Below are 24,408 nucleotides of genomic sequence, written 5' to 3'. Positions count from 1 at the left end.
AATTTGCGGATGGAGCCTGCCATGCCTGCATTCCCCGGTTGCATAGCCTTCCTGTTTTGTCCCGTTGCACTCGGCGTGTACTTGCCTGCCGGTGGCCACTGGAGGATGTGCCTGGTCCGCCACCCAAGGAGCCGTTTATGACTGTCTTTCAAACCCTGAAAAATGCGTCCAGCCAGTGGCAGCATGAGGGTACTTTGCGCAGCCAGTATCACAATCTGCTTACCGATTGGGATGCCGAAACTTCACAGCAGGCGGCAGATTTCCTGGAGGCGCAGCTGGAGCTCGTCGGACCCGCTGAAGATGCGCCGTTGCCATCATCGCCTGACCAACTGATGGAGTGGGTTGAACACAATTGCACGGCGGTTGCCGAGGCATACGCGCAGTACCTGCAAGGTCGACAGCAAGGCGACGACCGCCGCTATTTTCAAAATAAAGCTCACGCCCTGTACTTCCTGCAATGCGTGGCGCCGACCAAACATGTCGACGGTGCCTGGCTCTACGGGGTGCTTGCGCACTGGCCGGATTATCGCTACGACGGGCTTTTGACCACCTACCTGGAAGAGCTCGGCGACGGCGAGTCGGCACAGAACCATGTCGCGATTTACCAGCGCCTGTTGGCCGAGCAAGGTTGCGACGGCGATTTCGACTGGCAAGATCAACACTTTCACCAAGGCGCCATCCAGTTGGCGCTGGGCCACAGCGCCCAAGGGCACATGCCGGAAATCGTCGGCTATAACCTGGGCTATGAACAACTGCCGCTGCACCTGCTCATCTGCGCCTACGAACTCACGGAACTGGGTATCGACCCCTATTATTTCAGCCTTCATGTGACCATCGACAACGCCAGCAGCGGCCACGCCCGCCGCGCGGTGCAAGCGGTTCTGGCGTTGATGCCCCAAGGTATGGACGCGACCGAGTATTGGCAACGGGTGCGCCGCGGTTACCAGCTGAACGACCTTGGCGTGGGCTCCACGGCAGTCATTCAGGCGTTTGACCTGGAGCACGAACTGATCGCGATGCTTGAGCGCAAGCGCCCGTTCGGCCAGCACATGCATTCCGATTACTGCCGCTTTGAAGGCAAGACTGTCAATCAATGGCTGGCGCAGCCGGGGCAGGTTCGCGGTTTCCTGCAAGCCCTGCAGGACAAGGGCTGGATCAAGCGACACCAGACCCCTGAAGACAGCCGTTTCTGGCAATTGATCGACGGCGCAGGGGCCGCCATGTTCGGCGTGTTCAGTGGGTATGAAAAACAATTGCTGCGCGACTGGATCGCCGGGGATTGGTGTGATGCAAAACGTATTGCGCGCCGACGCCCAGCGCTGCCCGTGTCGCCAGACGCGAACGCAAACACGCCCGACGACCCCGAAACGCATGCGCTCCAAGAGGCACTGGCGTCGCACAACGGCGAGCAGCCGTTAGCCCTGTTGTTACCGTGGCTGCGCCCTGGCCGTCATCATCGCCCCGCTGGCTTGTTCGCCACTCGGCGTTTTATTGAACTGCGCGCACGCCTGCGCTGATTGACAAGGAATGCGCCCATGGCCGATCCGCTGCTGTATTCGTCTCCGCCCATTTCATCGGCCCAGTCCCGTGCCGACCGGGCGCTGCTGCACTTGGGCCGCCGCTTGCAGGCGGATGACTATCGCTTTATCACGCCCACGCCGCTGACCCACCAACGGGTCATTGGTCGTTTGGATAATGCGCCGGCCAGTGACATGCGCGGGATTTTCGGCTGGTCGCGACCCTTTGATGCGCAGGTGTTCGAGCCCGCCGAATGGCGGGAGCTGCAAGAGACCGGCATTGTCGTCAAGGCGCATGGGCGCTGGCACAGCACGGTACGCTGGTCGACCTTGGGCCCGTTGCTGTTGGCACATTCGGCGTTTCCAACCGAGGACGCGGACTCGGTGTTTTTCGGCCCCGACACCTACCGTTTTGCCGGCGTCATTGACGACTGCCTGCGCGAGCGCTTTGCGCCGATCCACCGCGCCGTGGACATCGGCTGCGGCTCGGGCGCCGGTGCCTTGCTGGTGGCGCGTGCGCGCCATGACGCTGAAGTGCTGGCGGTGGACATCAACCCCAGGGCGCTACGCCTGAGCGCGGTCAACGCCGAATTGGCCGAGACGCCGAACGTCAGCGTGTACCACAGCGACGTGCTCGACAGCGTCGACGGCTGCTTTGACCTGATCCTCGCCAACCCGCCCTACATGAAGGACGGTCAACAGCGCGCCTACCGCCATGGCGGCGGCGAACTGGGTGAAGCGCTGTCGTTGCGCATCCTGCGTGAAGCGCTGCCGCGCCTGGCGCGCGACGGCACCTTGTTGCTCTACACCGGCGTGGCGATGGTCGACGGGCGCGATGCGTTCCTTGAGGCCGCCCGTGCCATGTTGACCAGCGACGCCTTTGGCTGGACCTACCGCGAACTGGACCCCGACGTGTTCGGCGAAGAGTTGGAAAAACCCGGCTACGAGCGGGTCGAGCGCATCGCTGCAGTGGCGCTGACCGTTACGCGCCTGAGCTGACGGGCCATGGACCCTATACAGCGCTTTGGCATTGAAGAAGAGTATTTCATCATTGATCTGCGCAGCCGACGCCTGCTCGCCGAGCCGTCGGCGCGGGTGTTGGCGACGTGTCGCGAGGCCATTGGCGAGGGCTTTTCCTATGAGATGTTCCAGGGCCAGGTCGAAGTGGCATCGCCGGTGTTCGACGATGCCATACACGCTGCCACCTACCTTGGCCGCGTGCGCCGGGAACTGAACCAGGCATTGGCCGAACACGGGCTGGGGTTTATCAGCAGCGGCGCGCACCCAATGGCCGATTGGCAGGCGCAACGGGCGACCCCGCAGGCGCATTTTCAACGCTTGTTCGATGAGTTTCAGATCGTTGCGCAGCGTAGCGTACTTAGCGGTCTGCACGTTCACGCAGAGATCCCGGCGGTCGTAGACCGCATCGCGGTGATGAACGAGGTATTGCCCTGGTTGCCGATGCTGCTGGCTCTGAGCGTTTCATCGCCCTTGTGGCAGGGTCAACCCAGTGGCTATTGCAGTTACCGGCAAGTGGTGTGTGACGAGTGGCCGCGCATGGGTATCCCCGAATACTTGCCGGATGAGCAAAGTTTTGAGCACTACCTGGGCTTATTGAAGCGTATCGGCGCGGTAGCCAGCGATGCGAATGTCTGGTGGGGCTGCCGACCCTCCTTAAATTTCCCGACGCTGGAGTTGCGCATGACCGACGCGTGCCCACGGTTGAGCGACGCACTGGTCTTGGCCGGGCTGTTCAGGGTGATGGTCAAACATGCCTGCCTGTTACCGGCACCCGGTAGCCTATATAGCCTCGAACGTCACTGGTTACTCAAAGAAAACCGCATCCAGGCTCGGCGCTGGGGCGCCCAGGGGCGCTTTGTGCTGGCGCCGGATACTGAGGCGATATCCCTCGAGCGCTGGCTGATGATCGCGGAACAGCAATTTGGAGTCGCCGCCCACGCGCTGGGCGAACAAGGTGTTTTCGCCCAGGCACGGCAGCTGCTGCGAGACGGCACCAGCGCCGAGCGCCAGCTGCGGACCTTCAATGACCAATCGTCGATGCTGCGCGGCGAACACGCCGTTGTTGACCTTTTGCTCAAAGAAAGTTGCGGGGCCTAGACAGCCTCACGCGTTGCCCATGTCGGTTGCACACAGCACTACAGGCCGCAAATGAATGCCGATTCGTTCGGCACAACGCTAGCGATAACAGGAGGTTGATATGTCGCACCTGCCTATCATCGGCGTCACCGCCTGCTCATGGCAAATCGGTCAGCACGCGGTCCAGATTAACGACACGAAGTATTCGCAGGCGGTCTGCACCGCAGCCAAGGGGCTGCCCGTGATTTTGCCAGTCCTCGCGGACAGGCTTGACCCGCCGAGATCATTCACCATCTGGATGGATTGCTGTTTACCGGCGCACCGTCAGATATCGAACCGCATCTTTACGGCGGGCCGCCCAGTCCGCCGGGAATGCCGTGCGACCCCGCCCGCGATCAACTGGCGCTGCCGCTCTGGCGTGCGGCCGTTAAGGCTGGTTTGCCTGTATTGGGAATTTGCCGCGGTCTGCAGGAAATGAACGTTGCCTTTGGCGGCACACTGCATCAGCGGCTCGATCCGCCCGGCGCCGAGCACGAGCCGCCGAGCAATGAACCGATTGAACAGCAATATGATCGAGCGCATGCCATTACTGTGCAGCCGGGTGGCTTACTCGCCCGGTTGGGACTGGCCGGTGTGATCGACGTCAATTCCGTTCACAGCCAAGGCATTGCCAGTGTGGGAGGTGGCCTGCGCATCGAGGCGGTCGCGGAAGATGGATTGGTGGAAGGGCTTTCCGTTGAGGACAGCGTAGCTTTTGCACTAGGGATCCAGTGGCATCCGGAATGGCAGGTCACGTCCAACCCTGACTACTTGGCCATTTTCGAGGCGTTCGGCGATGCCTGCCGATTACGCGCAGCGCAACGTGCATGCGCGTCGGAACAGGCGCAGTGATCCGGGCCTGTTGCAAAAAGTGAGCAGGCAAAGAAATCGAACTCTTTGCGCGCTGTCGGCATCCATTTTCAAACAACGCACATACTGTGAAGTGCCATCACGCATACAATGAGGAGGCGGGTCGATGGAAAGCTACCCAATGGACGACAACGACAGCGGCAAACGTAATCGTCAGGTCGGCAATGCGTTAGGTCTAGCGGCCGACGAGGTCGAACTGTGGGTGAAGGCAATAGAGGAGGACGGTAGCGGCATGGGCTACGTGGTGCGTTTTTTAAAGCGCACACCTGCCGAAGTGTTGGCCAAGGTTGCTGGGCTCGGCGCTGATCGTACGATCAATATCGGCCCAATCGACTGATAGGTCAGACCGCCGTTGAATCTTATCCGGTGCCGCGCCGGGTGATTGCTCATTGTTTGCGCCCTAAGAGTCGTCCATGAACGAACCCACTTCAGTGCCCCAAGCTCAATCCAAACCCAGGTTGCGCCGTGCCATTACCGGGCCGATGCTGTTCCTCTTCATTCTTGGCGATGTACTCGGCGCGGGCGTTTATGCACTCGCCGGCACCATTGCAGGCGAGGTCGGCGGTGCCATCTGGGTCCCGCTGCTGGTGGCGCTGTTCTTCGCCATGCTCACCGCCGGCTCCTACGCCGAACTGGTGACAAAATACCCACATGCCGGCGCTGCATCGGTATTCGCGGAGAAGGCTTTTAAATCGCCCCTGATCTCCTTTCTGGTGGGCTTCAGCATGCTCGCCGCTGCGGTGACCAGCGCGGCGGGGCTTTCCCTGGCCTTTGCCGGGGATTACCTGGCGGCATTCATTGACGTCTCACCCTCTGTCGCTGCGCTGGTGTTCCTGGTGATGATTGCGTTGTTGAATGCACGTGGTGTCAAGGAGTCGCTGGGCGCGAACGTTGTCATGACGGTCATCGAAGTGTCCGGGTTACTGTTGGTGATCGTCGCCGCTGGCTGGTTCTTGCGGTCAGGTGAAGCCCACCTCGGCCGCGCCCTCGAGTTCAAGGCCGGCGTCAATCCCGTGCTTGGAGTGCTCAGCGCAGCATTGCTGGCGTTCTACTCATTCGTCGGCTTCGAGACGTCGGCCAATCTGGCAGAGGAAATTCAACGCGTGCGTACGGTTTACCCACGTGCACTGTTTGCAGCGCTGATCACGGCGGGAATTGTGTACATGGGGGTTGGAGTCGCCGCGTCCGTTGTGCTGCCGATGGAAAAACTGGCGGGGTCTTCAGCGCCGCTGCTTGAAGTTGTACGCGCGTCAGGCCTGAATATTCCGCCCAAGGTCTTCGCATTCATTGCGCTGGTTGCGGTCGCCAACGGTGCACTGTTGACCATGATCATGGCCAGTCGGTTAATGTTTGGGATGGCGCGTCTGGGGCTGCTACCCACGCCTCTTTCAAAGGTGCTCCCAAAGCGCCGCACGCCATGGGCCGCGATTGTCGCGAGCACGCTCGTGGCAATCGGTCTTACCCTGACCGGCACGCTCGCCGCGTTGGCGCAGACAGTCGTGCTGTTGCTGCTGTTTGTGTTCTTGAGCACCAACGTTGCGGTGCTGGTGTTGCGCGGCGACACAGTCGCAGAACAGCACTTTCGTGTGCCGACCTGGGTGCCAGTACTGGCGATTATTTCTTGCGTGCTCCTGCTCAGCCAGCAGGGGCTCGACACCTGGTTGCGCGGCGCCGCATTGCTCATGGTCGGAATGCTGCTGTACGGCTGCAACCGTCTGGTAGCACCCGTCGCAAAGGCGAGTTGATTGTCAATGGGGAGCGTTTCTGTAACCGCTCCATCAAGCTGACGGTCGCTTACGGGCGTCCCGCCACCCCCGGCCTTCTGACCATCCGCTTGCCCTGCGCGGTCTGACCGCTGGTCGCGCTGCGAGTATTCTTTTGAAATTTTCCAACTGCCGGTTATTTCTCATAAATAGGGGCGCGCCGACTACCGGAGCTGACTTGGACTCGAGCCCGCTGGCCAAGCCTAAACCCTGACGTAAGAAATGGCGCGCTCCAGGCGCGTGTGGAGTTTTTTCAGCTTAAAGAGGATGACCAAATGGCGACTCCCCAAGAAAACCTGCTCGACTGGCTACGTGACGCGCATGCCATGGAACAGCAAGCGGAAAAGATGCTTAAAGCGCAATCCGAGCGACTGGAACACTACCCGGCGCTTAAGGCGCGGATTGAACAACACATCCAGGAAACCCTCGACCAGCAAACCCTCATCAATGAATGCCTGACACGCTTGGGTGGTAGCTCTTCGACCCTCAAAGACTTGGGTGGCAAGTTGATGGCTTTTGGACAGGCAGTGGGGGGCTCGCTGATGAGTGATGAGGTCATCAAAGGCGCCATGGCGGGTTATGTGTTCGAGAACATGGAGGTTGCCACTTACACGGTGCTCATCGCCGCGGCGCAAGTGGCGGGCGATGCTCAGACCCAAGAGGCGTGCGAGAAAATCCTTCCGCAAGAGATCGCGATGGCCGAATGGTTGCTTGAGCATTTGCCTCAGCTCACCCAAGCGTTCATGGAGCGATCAGCCGATCCCGATAAGGAAGCCAAAAAGTAACGCTGCAAAGGCGTCCGCCGGTTGCACGGCGGGCGCGCATGAAAAAGTGTCGTACGCACGTCAAGTGGCGGTCGACAAAATTTTATTTTCCCGAAGACAAACATTGGCAAACCTGGAAAAGCTTACAAACGCCTAAGTTAGCGTGCGATCGTGTCCGACACGTTGAGTAATCCGGAAGGGGGCCTGCGCCGGCGTTCGAAAGTTTCCCAGTCTCTGGACCTGCGCTGTTCTCCACAGCTCATGCATATGTATATATCCGGACTCAAACCTAGATAGTAGCCCTTTCGGATATACGGATGGTTGCAGTGGCTGGATAGACATCCACCGTTAACTTCATACGATTCATTTATCATATTAAAGCCTAAAAAAAGCCCGCGCTTAGTACGGGCAAAACAGGAGTAATACCTTGAGACTGCTTGAGCGAACAGGCTCAGTATTGAGAGGGAAAAAATGGACAGTCAGTTTCGTTTATATCGACCTGTTCCGACGAATGGAAACTAACAGGCGAAGCGAAAAGTTGTACAAACTGAGTCGGCCGGTACTGCTTAAAATTACCAAGCCTTCAAGTTATCAAGCCTTTGATCTCATCGAGCAACAAAAAACCTGAAGAAGCTAATAATTAGTTATACGTTATCCACTACGAACTACCTGATCTCATTCCTGGATTTTCAAAACGAACCGATAAAACGGATCAGCAAGCCGTTGGGCGAGTGCTATGGCCTTACATCCGTTAGATGGCGTCCATCGGGTAGTTGCCGCACACACTGCCACTTACTTGGGCCGCGCGTGCCAGTAACTACCAGGCGTTGGCAGACTAAGGGCTTGAGTTTATCTGCAGCGGCGCGCAAACCATGGCGGATCGGCAGGCGCAGAGGATTGTCCCGCAGGCGCATTTCCAGCCATGCAGCAACAGGGGGGCATAACCCCCCTGTTCGAACGTATCAATTATTTACGCCCGCCACTGTGGCTGTTTTCGCCACCTTTGCGCCCAGCCTCAGACGCTTTTTCCCGATCGTTGGCAAAGTTGCCGCCGCTGTTCTGGCCGCCTTTACTGCCAGCTTCGGAGGCACGTTCCGGGTCGTTTTTGAAATTGCCGCCGCTATTTTGGCCGCCTTTACTGCCAGCTTCGGCAGCGCGTTCCGGGTCATTTTTAAAATTCCCGCCGCTATTTTGCCCCCCTTGGCTGCCAATTTCCTGGTAGAACTCTTTGTCGTGGGTGGCCGAAGTGGCTTCGCCACCTTTTTTGCCGGCTTCGTTTACTGACATACCACTTTGTTTATCCTGAGACATTTTCAATTACCTCATTATTTATTAACAACAGTAGGCAGATCACTACAAGACGTTACCCATGGCACAGTTTATAGTCTGCCGTTACAGGACGCATGACCGAGCAGCCGGTATGAAAAGTTAAAGCTTATACGGGCAACTGCTTATAACTTCTGCCCCGTCCACCGTAAACGTTCATTCCCATTTGGGCGCGGATCGTATTCAATACAGGCAATCGCTCGCGCAGGGTAGCTGCTCATTATCAAGTGTGGAAGGGCAGCAAGGCTGCCCCCCACGCGATCAATCAAGACTCTGACTTGCGGCCGCCGCCGTGGCTGTTCTGCCCGCCTTTGCGGCCCGCTTCAGAGGCCTTCTCACGATCGTTGGCGAAGTTTCCACCTGACGATTGGCCGCCCTTTTTGCCGGCTTCGGATGCTTTCTCACGATCATTGGCAAAGTTGCCCGGATTTTTATTACCTGCAGTCATGGTCGTTCTCCCATACTAAGTGAGCGCTTCGTTAGTTACCCGTTTGCACAACGGACACCTATTCTGATATCGCTCGGATGAAAAACGTTTGGCGAATTTTATGTTCTGGCGACGAACGGCATATTGTTAGTAAAACTTATACGAGCGTGCGATTTAATCACCGCTTCGTATAAGTTTTTCAACGGTGTCAGTGCCGGCGATATTAAATTGATAGCAACTATTCAGCGCTTCGCTTAGTTGTAAGCATTATCTTACGGTTGCTGGTAGTGCCCCGGTATGTTGTCGCCTTCATCGGGCTTCGTGCGCTTTTGCACCTGCACGTCGGTCAGCCGAGCGTCGCGCAGTTCGGGAAATGTCTGCTTGAGCAGCGCTTGCGCGTCGTCGGGTGAAAGGTTGTCGCGGCCGCAGTCAAGGGTGCGGCTCTCTGGCTGGTTATCGACGATGAAACTGATGATGTAGCGTTCGTTATCAGACATGAGGGTCATCCTCTTTTCGGCTTCAGCCGGTCATGGGCTCGGTCGTCGAGCACCTATCTGCAGTGACGTGCAAAAGGCAGGCGTTGTTCCGGCGAGTGGTTCCGGCGAGTTGACCGCGTGCCATTCGTCCTTTGCATTGCACTCGAACGTCACAGGCGATTCCAAACAGTTCCATACCCTGCTGACTGGAGATTTTCACCATGAAACACGACCCCTCCAACGCCGAAACAATCCCCGTAAAAAACCCTCAAAACCCGAATGATGACGGATGCGTTGTCGGCACTGCCGGACGTGACGAAGACCCGAATGCGACAACCGATTGGGATCACCCGGATGACCCGCAACGGCGGCAAGACAGGGTCGAAGGCACGCAGCCTCCGCCCAACGGCACGCCCGGCATCGACGTCGTACCAGGGCCCGATAATGACGGCGCGGATTGAGCGCCAAAGCCCCGAGGCCGCCGTTTCGCTTGGCGTGCGGCGCTGAACCGCTGGTCGTGCGCACGCATTATTTTTCAAATTTTCTCCGTGCTGTTGCTTCACATGAAGGTAGGCGCGCGTTCAATCAAGGGCGCCGCCTCGTTCATACGCCTGAGGAGATTTGTGATGTTTCTACATAACAAGCGACTTCAATACACCGTACGCGTCGCCGAGCCCAATCCGGGCTTGGCCAACCTGTTACTCGAACAGTTCGGCGGCGCCCAAGGCGAGCTGGCGGCAGCGTCGCGCTACTTCACCCAAGCCTTGTCCGAGGATGACCCGGGGCGCAAGGACCTGTTGATGGACATTGCCACCGAAGAGCTCAGCCATCTGGAAATCGTCGGCTCGATTATCGTCATGCTCAACAAAGGCGCCAAGGGACGCATGGCCGAAGGGGTCGAAGAGGAGGGTGAGTTGTATCGTTCGCTCAACGGTGCCGGCAACGACTCCCACATCACCAGCCTGTTGTACGGCGCAGGTTCACCACTGACCAACTCTGCCGGAGTGCCCTGGACTGCCGCCTACATTGATACGATCGGTGAGCCAACGGCTGACATGCGTTCCAATATCGCTGCGGAAGCCCGCGCCAAAATCGTTTACGAACGCTTGATGAATGTCACGACTGATCCCGGCGTCAAAGAGGCGCTGGGCTTTCTCATGACCCGGGAAATCGCGCACCAGCTGTCTTTCGAAAAGGCCCTGCACGCGATCCAGCCCAATTTCCCCCAAGGCAAGCTGCCGGGCATGCCGGAGTTCACCCAGGTGTACTTTAATATGTCGCAAGGCGCGGGCAGTGTCCGGGGTCCTTGGAACCAGGGCGAAGACTGGGAGTTCGTGGAAGACCCGCAACCGGCGGTTGATGGCGGTGACGGGATGGCGAGCGTGCAGTTGGATGCCGACGACGATGCACGGTTGAGCGCCATGAAAATCCGCACGGTGTCGGACCCGCTCAGCGACCCCACCACCGGTGCCGACCTGGGCGCGGGCCTGCAACCCAAGCCTGATCTGTAACGTGTCGCCACCGCACGCCGCGAGGCGTGCGGTGCTTGAGCAGGTGCTCGGCAGCTAACGCGCAATCGCCAACGACAGGTTGAGTACCAGTACCAGCACAATCGAAACCCCGAAGACTTTACGCGCCCAGCGTGCGGGGTTGGCCAGGCGCATGGCGCTCGCCGCCAGCGCCCACCAATAACCGCCACAACCGAGTACCGCGCAAAAATACAGCGCACTCATCTGCGCGACGACGCCCAGCAGGGTCGCGCAGGCGAGGAACACCAGCAGGTACGCCTGTATCTGAACGTTGGCTTGGGACAGGGTCAATGTGGGCAGGCGTGCAGCGCGAAAATCCTCGTGGCGCATCACGGTAATTGCGTGCGAGTGGGGCATTTGCCAACTGCAGAACACGGCGATCAGCATCAGTGCGGTGAGGTCAAAGCTGCCCGTCACCGCGCAATAGCCGATGACGGGCGGCATGGCGCCAGAGAGGCTGCCGACCAGGGTGGCCCAATGGGAACGACGCTTCAACCAGCAGGTGTAGACCCCGACGTAGATGATCAGCCCGGCCAGCGCCAGCAGGCAGGACAGTGCGTTACTGCCGGCCCACAACAGCCCGAAGCCGCTGGCACCCAGCGCAACGGCATACATTGCCGCCGTGGGCACCGTTACTGCCCGGATTGCCAGCGCCCGATGGCAGGTGCGCACCATGCGCCGGTCGATGTCTCGATCAACACAGTTATTGAGCACGCAGCCGCAACCAATCACCAGCGCGGTACCCAGCAGGGTGGCGAGCAACGGCACAGGGGCCGCCAGGTGGCCGTTGGCGGCAAGAAAGTAGCCGCCCAGTACGGAGGTGAGGTTGCCAAAGATAATCCCCGGTTTGGTCAACTGGAGCCCGACATTGAACAGCCCCGCCCACTGTCTCAATGCGCCAGCATGTTGTGATGAATACTGTCCATGATCCATAGCGAAAGTCCTACCAGCAAGAGAATGATGACCGCCGAAAAGATCAGCGCGATAAGGTTCCAGCGTTGCTCGGCGGCCGTGTCCAGGTGCAGGAAGAACTTCAAGTGGGCGATGATTTGCACCGCGCCCAGCGCCACCACCAGCCAGGCGGTGACGGTGCGCGGCAACGTCGGGTACATCACGAGTGCGAAGGGGATCAGGGTCAGGAGCACCGAGACGATGAACCCGACCAGGTAAGACCGGCTGCTGCCATGGGCGGTGCCGGCGCTGCTGTGAACCGAACTTTGCTTGTACATGTCACACCACCCCTAACAGGTAGATCACGGTAAAGACGCAGATCCACACCACGTCCAGGAAATGCCAGAACAGGCTCAGGCAACTGAGTCGCGTGGCGTTGGTGCTGGTCAGCCCGCGCTGATGCACCTGGGCCATCAGCACCGCCATCCAGACCAGGCCGGTCAGGACGTGAGCGCCATGGGTGCCGACGAGGGTGAAAAAAGCAGTCAGGAATGCGCTGCGATCGGGGCCGTTCCCCTCGGCGATCAAGTGGTGAAACTCATTGATCTCCATGGCGATAAAGCCCGCGCCGAGCAGGAACGTCAGCCCCAGCCACCGCAACACATGGCTCGGCTGGTTACGGTTCAACGCGAGCATCGCGTAGCCGTAGGTGATGCTGCTCAACAGCAGCAAGAGGGTTTCGCCGAGCACATAGGGCAACTCGAAGATATCCACGGTCGAGGGCCCGCCCGCCACACTGTCGCGCAGCACCGCATAGCCTGCGAACAAGGTCGCAAACAGGATGCAGTCGGTCATCAGGTAGATCCAGAACCCGAACAGGCTCAGCGAGCCCGCGTCTTCGTGGCCCTGTTCCTGCGTGTGGGCAATGTCTTTGTCGATTACGGTATGAGACATGGATCAAGCCTCCGCCAAGTCTTTGAGGCGCGCCGTTTCGATGCGCGCGACCTCGTGTGCGGGCACGAAATAATCGGTGTCCTCGTCGTAGCTGCGCACGACGAAGGCGACCACCGAGGCCACCAGCCCGAAGATCACCATCCACCAGATATGCCACACCAGGGCAAAGCTGCAGATCAGCGCAAACAGGCTGATGATCAGGCCCGATGCGGTGTTGCGCGGCATGTGAATACTGCGGTAATCGGTGTGGCTGAGGGTGCTCACGCCACGTTCCTTCATGCCCCAATACGCATCCAGGTCGCTGACTTTTGGCTGCTCGGCAAAGTTGTACACCGGCGGCGGGGAGGCGGTGGCCCACTCCAGGGTGCGGCCGTCCCACGGGTCGCCGGTGAGGTCGCGATAGCGATGGCGGTGGCGAATACTCACAAACAGCTGCAGTGCCTGGGTGGCCACGCCGCAGAGGATGATTGCCACCCCCACCAGCTCCAGTAACAGCCACGGGCGCCATTCCGGGTTATTGAAATGGTTGAGGCGCCGCGTCATGCCCATGAAACCGAGCACGTATGACGGCATGAACGCGAAGTAAAACCCGGTGATCCAGCACCAGAAGGCGATGCGTCCCAGTTTGTCGTTCAAGCGAAACCCAAACGCTTTCGGGAACCAGTAAGTGAGTCCGGCCATGTAGCCGAACACAGCGCCGCCAATGATGACGTTATGGAAGTGAGCGATCAAAAACAGGCTGTTGTGCAGCATGAAGTCGGCCCCGGGCACTGCGAGCAAGACCCCGGTCATGCCGCCGATGCTGAAGGTGACGATAAAGCCCAAGGTCCACAGCATCGGCGTCTCGAAGCGCACGCGGCCGCGGTACATGGTGAACAGCCAGGTGAAAATTTTCACCCCGGTCGGCACGGCGATGATCATCGTCATGATGCCGAAGAAGGCGTTGACGTTGCCGCCCGAACCCATGGTGAAGAAGTGATGCAGCCACACGACGAATGACAGCAAGGTAATCGCAATCGTCGCCCATACCAGCGACACGTAGCCGAACAGGCGCTTGCTGCTGAAAGTCGCCGCAATTTCCGAAAATACTCCGAAGGCCGGCAGGATCAGGATGTACACCTCCGGATGCCCCCACGCCCAGATGAGGTTGACGTACATCATCGGGTTGCCGCCGGCTTCGCTGGTGAAAAAATGCATGCCCAGGTAGCGGTCCAGGGTCAGCATCAGCAGGGTGGCGGTCAGGATCGGGAATGCGGCGAGGATCAGCACTGACGTACACAGCGCGTTCCAGGTGAACACCGGCATTTTGAACAGGCTCATGCCTTCGGTGCGCATCTTCAAAATAGTCACGAAGAAATTCACGCCCGTCAGCAACGTCCCGATGCCGGATATTTGCAGTGACCAGATGTAATAGTCCACGCCCACGCCCGGGCTGTAGCCCAGCTCGGACAACGGCGGATAGGCCACCCAACCGGTGCGCGCAAACTCACCGACGCCCAGCGAAATGTTGACCAACGCCGCGCCCACCACAAACAGCCAGAAGCTCAACGCATTGAGGAAGGGGTAAGCCACATCACGCGCGCCGATCTGCAAGGGCACGACGATGTTCATCAACCCGACCACGAATGGCATGGCCATGAAGAAGATCATGATCACGCCGTGGGCGGTGAATATCTGGTCATAGTGCTCCGGCGGCAGGTAACCCGGCCCGCCACTGGCGGCCATCGCTTGCTGGGTGCGCATCATGATCGCGTCGGAGAAGCCGCGCAGCAGCATCACCAGCGCCACGATGATGTACATGCAGCCGATTTTCTTGTGGTCCACCGAGGTGAACCATTCGCGCCACATGTAGCCCCATTTGCGTTTCCAGGTGATTGACCCCACCAGCGTCACACCGATCAGCCCGACGATCGCCAGGGTATACATCACAATGGGTTCAGTGGTTGGTATCGCGTCCCATGACAATTTACCGAACATAGTTAACGCTCCTCAGCCAGCAGGCTTGGATGTTGAGGGGAGCGCTCGCCTGTTTCGTCCAGCTGCGTCTGGCGGCGCTTGGCCTTGTTGGCTTTATTCATGCCTTCGTATTTGTCGACGATGTCCAGGAACAAGCGCGCCTGTACCGCCGAGTAATAGGTGACGGGGTGCTTGATGGTGGGCTTGGCCAGTTGTGCGTAGCTGGCCTGGTCGAGGGGTTGTGCGGCGCCTTTGACCTTCGCCACCCACGCCTGGAAATCGCTGGGGCTCAAGGACAGCGTGGCGAAATGCATATCGGAGAAACCGGGGCCGTTGTAATTGGCGGCGATCCCGGTGAACTGGCCGGTTTCGTTGGCGATCAGGTGCAATCGGGTTTGCATGCCGGCCATGGCATAAATCTGCCCGCCCAGAGCCGGGATAAAGAATGAGGTCATGGCCGCGTCGGAGGTGATGGTGAAACTCACCGGCGTGTGCACCGGCAAGGCCAATTCGTTCACCGACGCGATGCCCAGGTCGGGGTAGATGAACAACCACTTCCAGTCGGTCGCCACGACTTGCACATTGACGGGCGGCGTCTGCGAGTCGAGCGGGCGGTAGGGGTCAAGTGCGTGGGTTGTTTGCCAGGTCACCCAGCCAAGGGCAATGATGATAAGCAGCGGCACGCCCCATACAACGGCCTCGATTTTGTGTGAACTGGCCCATCGCGGCGAATAGCGCGCGTTCTTGTTGGTGGCGCGGTAGCGATAGGCAAATACAAACATGAGGACGATCACCGGAACGACCACCAATAACATCAGCCCGGTGGCGAGAATGATCAAGTCGCGCTCGTCCGTTGCAATTTGTCCTTTGGGATTGAACACAACCAAGTTGCACCCCGTTAACAGCAACGTTCCGGCGAGGGACACCAGGAAGTACCCGATTATTCGCTTCATGGCCTGCTCCTGCGGTTAAACATCCGTGGTTTTATTTTTCAAGCTGCCGCGCGATACCGCTGCACGGTATGCAGGTTTTTTAACGCTGCGCTTGTTTAACGCAGCCAAGAGCGTTCATTGTTCAAGACGCGTACTGGCGGCCCGGAAAAGTTGCCGATTTTCCGGGTTTGTATACGTGTGTCTGACGGTCGGAAGTGTAACTACGCCCCGGCCACGATATTTTGAATAACGCCTCTGGCGTTGGTTTAAGAATTTGTTACACAAGCTGACGAACGGCTAACAAGCGAAACGGTAGTTGCCTTCTGTCGACAAAGTGGCAGCGGCAAGTTGTTAAATGCGCGGAATCATCAATCATTGAAGTGAGTCTTTCAAACACCGTATCGCGTGCGTTTAAGGAGAACAGTATGTTTATTCGAGGCGACATCTATAAGGCCTGGGCCGCGCAGGCGCAGGCCGAGCAGTGTTTCACCCAAGAGGTTGAAAACGGCTGTCACATTGATGTCCGGGCGCGGGAACGCGCGGACGCTGACATTGAAGTGCTGGTCAGTGTCTACACCGCGACAGGGCAGTGTGTTGTCGAGCGGACCCAACGGTTGCCGGGCGCGGAATGGTCGGTGCGCGACGCCCTCAAGCGGGGTATCGATCAGGCAGAACGGGTTGCCGGGGGCGAGTCTGGCCGGTTGCCTTGCGCCGATGCGCACAGGCACAGCGATGATTGAACGCCTGTGCGGATGAGGGCCGGAAACAAGCGCCACATCGGTCAGCGTCGGCACTGCTTCATTGATGGCAACTTGCCAATAACTAAGCGCTTGTTTGAATTTTTTTCACACATGGGTTGAAAGAGCGCCCGCTTGTTGGTATCGCTTGTTGAAGACGTGATCTAAAAAACAGGGATGGAGCGTTTATGTCTCATCAACAAGCGGGAAAAAGCTGCGCGACGTGTGAGGTTGAATACTTCCCGCGCTCGATAGTCAAGCGCATACGGTGTTGATAGGGCATGACCCATGGTGCCCAATTTGCAGAAAAATACAATTAGACCAGCGAGTTGAAGAGGCACTTCAGGAAAGTGTCAAAAAATTGTATTCAATGCTGGCCCGGCGACGGCAGTCATAACGCGAGAAGCGCCGAGCGCTGTTATTCAGGCGGTGGCGGCGCGTAGGGTTTGGCGATGAACGGAATGCTGCCTGATGGGCGCCACGTTACTTGAGCGATGCCATAACGTTCGGCGAGGGGTTTGCTGATGCGTCTGAACTTGTCATGACGGGACTTGGGAATAATGCCGATGTCTGCATCGCAGCATGCCCAGTGCCAAGCCTCCGCGTTGTTCATCGTGTCGGCCCGAATAATAAACGCCTTGGGCATGTTGTGTATGAAGTATTCAATAATAAATAAAGAGCTGTTCATTGTTCCTCCGGCTATTAGTTTCGTCGGGTTACAGGAACAAAGGTTCATATTTTTTTGAGCCATTAACGGGGAGTCGCCAACCGTCTGATCAAGCGTGTAGAGACGCCGTTTGTCTGGCGATCAAAGTAAGTTTTTAACTAGCGTTAAGGGCATGTGCTCTTTCAAGTAGGCCTGTTACTCCTGCAGGCTGTCAGGTTACACTCCTGTTTGCCCGCACGGTGTGCGGGCATTTTTTTTGGGAACTGGCCAGGCGCCTGAATGCCTGCCCGTTATTGTTGCGTATTGCACAAACTGTTGATCAGTTCAATCAGCGACTCATGAGCCACCGGCTTGCTGACGTGATGATTAAAGCCTGACTCGGCGGTTTTTTTCTGATCGTTTGCGGCGCCATAGCCCGTCAGTGCAATGGATGGCGTGGCCTGCAAGTGATCCAGCTTGCGAAGGTTTTTCATCAATTCATGGCCGTCCATGACCGGCATGCCGATGTCCGAAATGATCAGGTCATACCGGTTGGTGTTCGCGGCTTCAAGCGCCAGTCGCGGATCGCCGAAGGCCTTTACGTCGGCACCTTCCATTTCAAGCAGCATCTGCAGCACGAACAGCACGTCTTCGGAGTCGTCGACCAGCAGGACTGTCAACCCGCCGAGACGGTTATCCTCATCCGAGGTTTCCGGGGTGGCCGGTAGATCATCGTGCTGCTCGCTCAGGGGCAACAGCACTGAGAATGTGCAGCCAAAGCCGAGCCCCTTGGAGTGCACGCTCACATGACCACCGTGAGCCTCAACCAATTGTCGAACCAGCGACAGGCCGATCCCGAGGCCCTCACGCTGATGCGTCTGGTGCTGGTTTTCGGCCTGGCTGAACAGGTCGAAAATCTTGTCCAGGCTCTGCTCGGCCAGCCCAATGCCGCTGTCGATGACGTCCAGCCTCGCATGCCTACCTCCATCCACGCGGCTGAGGACCAACTGCACGCGGCCATCGTCCGGGGTGAATTTCAGCGCGTTGTTGACCAGGTTCCAAATCACCTGCTCAAGCCGCGTAGGGTCGGCATCGACGAGCAGTGTGGTCTGCGGCGCGAGGGAAATATCCAGCGTTACCTGGCAACCGTGGCCATCGATGAGCACCACGTTGTAGATGTCCTGAAGCGTTTTGGCCAGGTCGACCGGCTGTTTCTTCAGCTTGAGCTTGCCGGTGCGCACCCTTGCTACGTCCAGCAGGTCGTCAATAATTCGCGCCTGGCTGGAAACCGCCTCGCAGATCGTATCAACGGCCTTGATCGCCGGGCCCGTTGACTTGGTGGCCGGCAGGCGGCGCAGCAACTCGGCGTTGAGCTGAATCAGGTTCAACGGATGTTTGAGCTCGTGAGACATCACCGCGAAAAACTCGTCCTTGAGGTGGCTGTTGGTCTGGGTTTCCATCAGCCGCTTGTGTTGCTCGTCATGCATGCGTTTATGGCCGGTGAGGTCCCGGGCGATCTTGACGTAGCCGCGCAGGCTGTCGCTCTTGAGTTGGGTGACTTCACCGCTGCAATAGAACCGGCTGCCGTCCTTGCGCACATGCCAGCGCTCGTCTTCACCCCGGCCATGTTCGCGGGCCGCGCGCAGTTCATTTTCCGGCACCCCGTCGGTGCGGTCCTCCGGGGAAAAGATCAGGTCGTAGTAAGCGCCCAGCACTTCGTCTTTGGTGTAGCCGAAGATCAATTCCGCGCCGGTGTTCCAGTCGGTGATAGCCCCATGGTCGTCCAGGATGATGATGGCAAAGTCATGGGTGCTTTCGGCCACCAGGCGCATGCGCTCTTCGCCCAGCCTGAGCTCTTCCTCGGCCAGGCGGCGTTTGGTGATGTCGATAAAGGTCAGCACGGTGCCGTCGATATGGTCTTCGCTGGAGCGGTAAGGCAGTAGACGCGCAATGTACCAACGCTCATCCTTACTGTTGATCTCGCGCTCGATCATGCTCAATGATTCGAAGACGTTCGTCGCGTCACTGGCCATTTCCGGGTAGTTGAGGCGGTGGGTGATGTCCATCAAGGAGCGGCCGGTGTCCACCGGCAGCATGCTGAAGATGTCCGTGGCGCGCGGGGTAAACCAGCGGATGCGCATATTGCGGTCGACAAACACGGTGGCGATGTCGGTGGACGCAATCAGGTTGGTCAGGTAGTCGTTGACCTTGTCGGTTTCTTCAACCTTGGTCTTGAGTTCGTAGTTGACGGTGAGCAGCTCTTCATTGATCGACTGCAACTCTTCCTTGCTGGTCTCCAATTCTTCAGTGGCCGAACGCAATTCTTCGTTGACCGCCTGCATCTCTTCGTTGGAGGCCTTGAGTTCCTCGCTGGAGACTTCCGATTGCTCGATGGTGTCCTGCAGGTGCAGCTTGGTACGCTGCAGCTCACGCTCCAGATTGCTCATCATCTGGTTCTCGACGAGGTTGACGCTGGACTCGCCCGATTGTTGCGAGTCGACTTGGGTCTCTTTGAACGTCACCAGGACAAAATCGCTTTCGGTGGCGTCATCCCGGTAGGGAAGGGCCGTGATGTCCACCATGAACAATTCCTGGCCACGCTCCAGTTGCACCTTGCGCGACGTGACCGGCAGACCGGATTGCTGCACCTGAAACAGCGTCGTGCGAATATCCAGGCGCAGGTCGGGGTGCACCAACGCGAGCAAATTACGCGTCATTTCCCCTGCTACGTAACGCAAGAAGCGCCCGGCACCTTCGCTGATGTGCAGGATATCGGCGTGTACATCGACGATGACACTCGGGCGGTGCGGCTTTTTCCAGGGCGCGCAGGTGAATTTCAGCAAACGAGACTTTCGTCGGCATCTTGGTTTCAGTGATGGCTGGCAGCATATTGGGGCGCAAATAGCCACCCCGCGGCATGGTGGGCGCGCGCCGCACCGAGGTCGAACCAGCACGCACACGAAAGATGCGATTGCGCTTGTCTACCGGCACAAACAGGTCAAGGCAGCCATCGGCTGACTCCGACGAGCCGAGGAACAGATAACCGCCCGGGCGCAAGGCGAAATGGAACATCTGCAGGATGTCCCGTTGCACTTCCCGGTCCAGGTAAATCAGCAGGTTGCGGCACACAATCAAGTCGATCTGCGAGAACGGCGGGTCGGCCATCAGGCTGTGCTTGGCAAACAATACCTTTTCGCGGATTTCCTTACGCACTCGGTAGTGCTGGTTTTTTTCTTTGGAAAAATACTGGCGCAGGCGCGTGGGCGGGACGTCGGTGATGATTGCTTCGGGGTACACGCCATTGCGGCCATGGCTGATCGCGCGCTCGTCGATATCGGTGGCGAATACCTGCATTTTTGCCCCGCTGGCGTCCAGAACCAGTTGCTCGGCGACCAGCATCGCCAAGCTGTAGGCTTCTTCGCCGGTCGAACAACCGGCCGACCAGACACGCACCTCCTCACGATGCGGGACGCTGTCTCCCAGAGACTTGACCAGATTGGGGATCACGTCACGCTCAAGCGCTTCGAAAGCCTCGCGGTCGCGAAAGAAGTTCGTGACGCCGATCAGCATGTCGCCGAGTAACGACTTGGTTTCCTCGGGGTGTGCCTGGAGAAAATTGTAATAGCTGGCCAGGTCCGGTTGGGCGGTCACCTGCAAGCGCCGCTCAATGCGGCGCAACACCGTGGCCCGTTTGTAGTGCTTGAAGTCATGGCCGGTAGTGGCGCGCAACTGGATCAGGATGTCCAGCAGCAGCTGTTCGGCTAAAGCAACATCCCGTTCAGTCGCGGGCGGGGTGGTGTGGATCTCTGGGTCATTGGCCGTGGGCAGGATGATCGATTGAGCGTTACGCCACAGCTCAAGCAGTTTTTGCGGCATTTCCACCACCGGAAGCGCCAGGTCGACCATCTGCGTTTCGATGGCGGCGAGCGGCATGCCGTCGAACTCGGCGTCTTCCGGCGTTTGTACCAAGGTGACTCCGCCTTGCTCCTTGATACGCGACAACCCAACTGCGCCGTCGGAGCCGGTGCCGGACAGGATCACGCAAAACGCGCGCTCCTTATGCGTGTCTGCCAGGTCGCGGAAAAATAGATCAATCGCAATATGCGAACCTCCTTCGCGCACCGAGGAGGTTACTGCCAGATAGCCATCATTCATCGCCAGATGTTGTGCGGGAGAGATGACGTAGACGTGGTTCTTTTCGATGGGTGTGGTGTCGGTGACTTGCAGCACCGGCATCCGCGTCGACTCCTGGATGATTTTGTCCGCCACGCTCTGATGGTCGGGTGACAAATGCAAAACCACCACGAAGGCCATGCCACAATCTTTGGGCATATGCTCAAAGAACGCCTTTACCGCTTGTAGGCCACCTGCCGAAGCGCCAATACCCACTACCGGAAAGGCTAGGTTGCTTGGGGTTAGATCCTTGCGTTGCGGAACATTCGGTGACCGCGGTGGGGCAGACTTCATGAGATAAACCTTGGTTAACAGCGCGCTGAAAGTCCGCTATCACACGGTCTCGATTCAGAGGGATAAGGATTGAAAACAAGTGCGAAATATAGCCCAAAAACTGCCCGGCATTGGCGTTTTAAGATCGCTCGATAATCCCTGTAATTTGGTTGAGGCGCAAACATTGCGCAAGGTTTAATCAGATCGACGGGTGGTACTGCATCACAGTCACGCTGATCCGGATGTTGCAATTTCATCTGAACTAAAGCCCGCGGCGAGTCCTCGCAAGAGTATACAAACAGAGGAGGACCGCCGATGAGCAACTATCCAAAACCACCGTTCAAACCCCAACAGCAAGCGGTGCCCGGCACCCAATACCGGATGGATCCACAGCCCGATTGTGGTGAAAAAACCTATAAGGGTTCAGGCCGTCTGGCGAACAAAATAGCCTTGATCACCGGTGCCGACAGCGGCATTGGGCGTGCCGTCGCCATTGCCTTCGCACGCGAAGGGGCAGATGTGGCGGTCGCCTACTTGGATGAGCATGAGGACGCCAAGGAAACGGCGCGCTGGGTAGAAGCGGCTGGCCGAAGATGCCTGCTGCTGCCGGGCGATCTCAGCAGCCAACCTCATTGCTCGGCTATCGTGAATGACACGGTAAAGGCCTTTGGGCGTATCGATATTTTGGTTAACAACGCAGCCTTTCAGATGACCCATGAAACGTTGGAAGAAATTGCTGACGAGGAATGGGTGAAGACATTCGACGTTAATGTCACCGCCATGTTTCGGATCTGCAAGGCCGCGCTGCCCAACATGGCCGCAGGCAGCTCGATTATCAACACCAGCTCCGTCAACTCCGATGCGCCCAACCCGTCACTCCTGTGTTATGCGGCCACCAAAGGCGCCATCGCCAATTTCACCGCAGGCCTGGCGCAATTGCTCGGCAAGCGCGGTATTCGTGTCAACAGCGTCGCGCCTGGGCCTATCTGGACACCTCTGATTGTGTCGACGATGCCTGAAGCGTCAGTGAAGCAGTTTGGTGGCAATACGCCCCTGGGGCGCCCCGGTCAACCGGTCGAAGTGGCGCCGATTTATGTGTTGTTGGCCTCGGACGAGGGGAGCTATATCTCCGGCGAACGATACGGCGTGACAGGCGGCAAGCCGATTCTTTGACGTATGGCGGTCGTAGCGTACTGCGCCCGTTTCCATTCGACCTGGTTTAAGCGAGGGTTCCAATGACAACGACAGTAGGTGACTTTCTGGTTGAACGGCTTGCCCAGTGGGGCGTCACGCGGATTTTTGGTTATCCGGGTGACGGCATCAACGGCGTGTTTGGCGCCTTGAGTCGCGCCAACGGCAAGATCGAGTTCATTCAGGCCCGTCACGAAGAAATGGCCGCGTTCATGGCTTCGGCTCACGCCAAGTTCACCGGCGAACTGGGGGTGTGTATTGCCACCTCCGGGCCGGGTGCGTCGCATTTGATCACGGGTTTGTATGACGCGCGTATGGACCACATGCCGGTGCTAGCCATTGTCGGGCAACAGGCCCGGGCAGCGCTGGGCGGCCATTACCAACAAGAGCTGGACCTGGTCTCGATGTTCAAGGACGTGGCCGGCGCCTTTGTGCAACAGGCCTCGGTGCCGTCGCAGGTGCGCCACCTGATTGACCGTGCGGTACGCACCGCCGTCGGCGAGCGTCGGGTCACTGCGATCATTTTGCCCAACGACTTGCAGGAAGCTGCCTACGAGCCGCCCGCCAGGGCCCATGGCACGGTGCATTCCGGTGTGGGCTACAGCAAACCCAAGGTCGTGCCCTACGAGGCCGACTTGCAACGTGCGGCAGACGTGCTCAATGCCGGCAAAAAGGTTGCGATTCTGGTCGGCGCCGGGGCACTGGCGGCGACTGACCCCGTGATTGCCGTGGCCGAAGCATTGGGCGCAGGCGCCGCCAAGGCGTTGCTTGGCAAGGCGGTGTTGCCTGATGACTTGCCGTGGGTGACCGGCAGTATCGGCCTGCTGGGCACCGAGCCCAGCTACAGGTTGATGACCGAATGCGACACCTTGTTGATGATCGGCTCGGGTTTTCCCTATTCCGAGTTCCTGCCCAAGGAAGGCCAGGCGCGCGGCGTGCAGATTGACCTGCAACCCGACATGCTGAGCCTGCGCTACCCGATGGAGGTGAACCTGCTCGGCGATGCGGCCGAAACCCTCGCCGCACTGCTGCCGCTGCTGGAACACAAGACCACGCGTACCTGGCGCAAAAAAGTCGAAGGCTGGCGCGCAAGCTGGGAGAAAACCCTGGAGAAACGCGCCCTGGCCAAGGCCAAGCCGATCAACCCACAGCGCGTGGTATACGAACTTTCGCCGCGCTTGCCCGATCACGCGATTATCACCAGCGACTCCGGCTCCTGCGCCAACTGGTATGCGCGTGACCTGAAGATCCGCCGAGGCATGCAGTGTTCGCTGTCCGGTGGCCTGGCGTCGATGGGCGCCGCCGTGCCCTATGCGATCGCGGCCAAATTCGCCCATCCGCAGCAAACGGTGATCGCGCTGGTGGGCGATGGCGCGATGCAAATGAACAACATGGCCGAGTTGATCACCGTCGCCAAGTACTGGCGGCAGTGGCTGAGCCCGAAATGGATCTGCGCAGTCTTCAACAACGAGGACTTGAACCAGGTCACCTGGGAGCAACGGGTGATGGAAGGCGATCCCAAGTTCGAGGCTTCGCAGAACATCCCCGACGTGCCGTACCACCTGTTTGCGATCTCGCTGGGGCTCAAGGGTATCTTCGTCGAGCGCGAAGAGGACGTCGCGTCGGCCTGGGAGCAAGCGCTCGCCTCGAATGTGCCGGTGTTGATCGAGTTCAAGACCGACCCCAACGTGCCGCCGCTGCCACCGCATATCAAGCTGGAGCAGGCGAAGAAATTCGCTTCCACATTGCTTCAGGGCGATCCGGATGAGGCCGGGGTAATTGTGCAGACCGCCAAGCAGGTACTGGCCAGCGTTTTGCCTGCACGCCCGAAAAAATAGACCGCCCGC

The 24,408-nt window shown here is 58.6% G+C and carries 20 protein-coding genes and 2 pseudogenes; 12 read left to right on the top strand and 10 right to left on the bottom strand.

The features are described from left to right. Positions 1–137 precede the first annotated feature (137 nt). From QF043_RS14475 to QF043_RS14445, 7 genes and pseudogenes are all read left to right on the top strand, one after another. Positions 138–1,517, top strand: coding sequence for an iron-containing redox enzyme family protein (locus QF043_RS14475; protein ID WP_073510267.1), 1,380 nt, complete (start codon positions 138–140; stop codon positions 1,515–1,517). Positions 1,518–1,535: 18 nt separating this feature from the next. Further along, on the top strand, positions 1,536–2,516 hold the full coding sequence (locus QF043_RS14470) for a class I SAM-dependent methyltransferase (RefSeq protein WP_083602177.1): 981 nt from the start codon (positions 1,536–1,538) through the stop codon (positions 2,514–2,516). Between the two features lie 6 nt (positions 2,517–2,522). Continuing rightward, positions 2,523–3,635 (top strand): carboxylate-amine ligase, encoded by a 1,113-nt coding sequence (locus QF043_RS14465; protein ID WP_073510266.1) that lies wholly within the window; start codon positions 2,523–2,525, stop codon positions 3,633–3,635. A 100-nt stretch (positions 3,636–3,735) separates the two neighbouring features. Then, positions 3,736–4,505 (top strand): annotated as a pseudogene (locus QF043_RS14460) (gamma-glutamyl-gamma-aminobutyrate hydrolase family protein). A gap of 124 nt (positions 4,506–4,629) precedes the next feature. Beyond that, on the top strand, positions 4,630–4,860 hold the full coding sequence (locus QF043_RS14455; protein WP_307419042.1) for a hypothetical protein: 231 nt from the start codon (positions 4,630–4,632) through the stop codon (positions 4,858–4,860). 76 nt (positions 4,861–4,936) lie between these two features. After that, positions 4,937–6,268, top strand: coding sequence for an APC family permease (locus QF043_RS14450; protein WP_307419041.1), 1,332 nt, complete (start codon positions 4,937–4,939; stop codon positions 6,266–6,268). A 293-nt stretch (positions 6,269–6,561) separates the two neighbouring features. Continuing rightward, positions 6,562–7,071 (top strand): ferritin-like domain-containing protein, encoded by a 510-nt coding sequence (locus tag QF043_RS14445; protein WP_307421392.1) that lies wholly within the window; start codon positions 6,562–6,564, stop codon positions 7,069–7,071. A 945-nt stretch (positions 7,072–8,016) separates the two neighbouring features. On the opposite strand, the gene QF043_RS14440 is transcribed toward QF043_RS14445, so the two are convergent. From QF043_RS14440 to QF043_RS14430, 3 genes are all read right to left on the bottom strand, one after another. Then, complete coding sequence (locus QF043_RS14440) at positions 8,017–8,361, bottom strand: general stress protein (RefSeq protein WP_307419040.1); 345 nt, start codon at positions 8,359–8,361, stop codon at positions 8,017–8,019. A 280-nt stretch (positions 8,362–8,641) separates the two neighbouring features. Then, positions 8,642–8,824, bottom strand: a complete 183-nt coding sequence (locus tag QF043_RS14435) for a general stress protein (RefSeq protein WP_058821849.1) — start codon at positions 8,822–8,824, stop codon at positions 8,642–8,644. A 251-nt stretch (positions 8,825–9,075) separates the two neighbouring features. Further along, a complete protein-coding gene (locus QF043_RS14430; protein WP_307419039.1) occupies positions 9,076–9,300 on the bottom strand; it encodes a hypothetical protein in 225 nt (74 codons plus the stop codon). A 200-nt stretch (positions 9,301–9,500) separates the two neighbouring features. Between QF043_RS14430 and QF043_RS14425 the strand changes: the two genes are divergently transcribed. Together QF043_RS14425 and QF043_RS14420 are read left to right on the top strand one after the other, a co-directional pair. Then, complete coding sequence (locus tag QF043_RS14425) at positions 9,501–9,740, top strand: hypothetical protein (protein ID WP_307419038.1); 240 nt, start codon at positions 9,501–9,503, stop codon at positions 9,738–9,740. A gap of 165 nt (positions 9,741–9,905) precedes the next feature. Next, on the top strand, positions 9,906–10,790 hold the full coding sequence (locus QF043_RS14420; RefSeq protein WP_058821847.1) for a manganese catalase family protein: 885 nt from the start codon (positions 9,906–9,908) through the stop codon (positions 10,788–10,790). A gap of 54 nt (positions 10,791–10,844) precedes the next feature. Here QF043_RS14420 and cyoE read toward each other — a convergent pair whose 3' ends face one another. Genes cyoE through cyoA form a run of 5 tightly spaced genes read right to left on the bottom strand, consistent with a single transcriptional unit; the run spans position 10,845 to position 15,562 of the window. Further along, the gene (gene cyoE / locus QF043_RS14415) at positions 10,845–11,741 is read right to left on the bottom strand and encodes a heme o synthase (protein WP_307419037.1); all 897 of its coding nucleotides are present in this window, start codon (positions 11,739–11,741) and stop codon (positions 10,845–10,847) included. Then, positions 11,699–12,037 carry a cytochrome o ubiquinol oxidase subunit IV gene (gene cyoD / locus QF043_RS14410; RefSeq protein ID WP_058821846.1) on the bottom strand — a complete coding sequence of 113 codons (339 nt, stop codon included), beginning with the start codon at positions 12,035–12,037 and terminating at the stop codon, positions 11,699–11,701. The genes cyoE and cyoD overlap by 43 nt, the downstream gene beginning before the upstream one ends. Position 12,038: 1 nt before the next feature. Next, positions 12,039–12,653 carry a cytochrome o ubiquinol oxidase subunit III gene (gene cyoC, locus QF043_RS14405; protein WP_307419035.1) on the bottom strand — a complete coding sequence of 205 codons (615 nt, stop codon included), beginning with the start codon at positions 12,651–12,653 and terminating at the stop codon, positions 12,039–12,041. 3 nt (positions 12,654–12,656) lie between these two features. Continuing rightward, positions 12,657–14,630: a cytochrome o ubiquinol oxidase subunit I gene (gene cyoB, locus QF043_RS14400; RefSeq protein WP_307419034.1), complete on the bottom strand. Its 1,974-nt coding sequence runs from the start codon at positions 14,628–14,630 to the stop codon at positions 12,657–12,659. Between the two features lie 2 nt (positions 14,631–14,632). Then, the gene (gene cyoA, locus QF043_RS14395) at positions 14,633–15,562 is read right to left on the bottom strand and encodes a ubiquinol oxidase subunit II (protein WP_307419033.1); all 930 of its coding nucleotides are present in this window, start codon (positions 15,560–15,562) and stop codon (positions 14,633–14,635) included. Between the two features lie 404 nt (positions 15,563–15,966). On the opposite strand from cyoA, the gene QF043_RS14390 reads away from it, so the two are divergent. Next, entirely contained in the window at positions 15,967–16,281 is a 315-nt protein-coding gene (locus tag QF043_RS14390; RefSeq protein WP_307419032.1) for a hypothetical protein, read from the top strand. A 415-nt stretch (positions 16,282–16,696) separates the two neighbouring features. On the opposite strand, the gene QF043_RS14385 is transcribed toward QF043_RS14390, so the two are convergent. Then, positions 16,697–16,966 (bottom strand): DUF6555 family protein, encoded by a 270-nt coding sequence (locus QF043_RS14385; protein ID WP_307419031.1) that lies wholly within the window; start codon positions 16,964–16,966, stop codon positions 16,697–16,699. 269 nt (positions 16,967–17,235) lie between these two features. Then, a pseudogene (locus QF043_RS14380) lies at positions 17,236–21,391 on the bottom strand (CheR family methyltransferase). A 294-nt stretch (positions 21,392–21,685) separates the two neighbouring features. On the opposite strand from QF043_RS14380, the gene QF043_RS14375 reads away from it, so the two are divergent. Next, entirely contained in the window at positions 21,686–22,543 is an 858-nt protein-coding gene (locus QF043_RS14375; protein WP_307419030.1) for an SDR family oxidoreductase, read from the top strand. 62 nt (positions 22,544–22,605) lie between these two features. Further along, positions 22,606–24,399, top strand: a complete 1,794-nt coding sequence (locus tag QF043_RS14370) for a thiamine pyrophosphate-requiring protein (protein WP_307419029.1) — start codon at positions 22,606–22,608, stop codon at positions 24,397–24,399. Positions 24,400–24,408: the final 9 nt, after the last annotated feature.

It is taken from the genome of Pseudomonas sp. W3I7 (assembly GCF_030816095.1).
Classification (GTDB): domain Bacteria; phylum Pseudomonadota; class Gammaproteobacteria; order Pseudomonadales; family Pseudomonadaceae; genus Aquipseudomonas; species Aquipseudomonas salomonii.
This window is presented reverse-complemented; position numbering and strand designations above follow the sequence as displayed.